1 rRNA gene is annotated in these 559 nt (G+C 46.9%); it reads left to right on the forward strand.

From position 1 onward, the window contains the following. Positions 1 to 55 precede the first annotated feature (55 nt). Positions 56 to 559 (forward strand): 23S ribosomal RNA (locus ACQEXU_RS22015); the annotation flags it as partial.

Here is a 559-nt window from a genome sequence, read left to right on the forward strand (position 1 = left end):
AATTGCAGACAACTTTGGTTGTTTAACATCAATTCGAAACTCCTTCGGGTTGTATGGTTAAGTGACTAAGCGTACACGGTGGATGCCTTGGCAGTCAGAGGCGATGAAAGACGTAGTAACTTGCGATAAGCCCAGATTAGGTAGTAACAACCATTTGAGTCTGGGATTTCTGAATGGGGAAACCCACGTGCATAAGCACGTATCTTTACCTGAATACATAGGGTAAAGAGGCGAACCGGGGGAACTGAAACATCTAAGTACCCCGAGGAAAAGAAATCAACCGAGATTCCGAAAGTAGCGGCGAGCGAAATTGGATTAGCCCTTAAGCTTTTAATGCGTCAGGTGAAAGTTCTGGAAAGTTCTGCGATACAGGGTGATAGCCCCGTAACCGGCAGCGCATTTTAAGTGAAATCGAGTAGGGCGGGACACGTGATATCCTGTCTGAATATGGGGGGACCATCCTCCAAGGCTAAATACTACTGACTGACCGATAGTGAACCAGTACCGTGAGGGAAAGGCGAAAAGAACCCCTGTGAGGGGAGTGAAATAGAACCTGAAA

Origin of the sequence: Vibrio sp. TRT 21S02 (assembly GCF_050113675.1) — a bacterium.
In the GTDB taxonomy this organism is placed as follows: Bacteria; Pseudomonadota; Gammaproteobacteria; order Enterobacterales; family Vibrionaceae; genus Vibrio.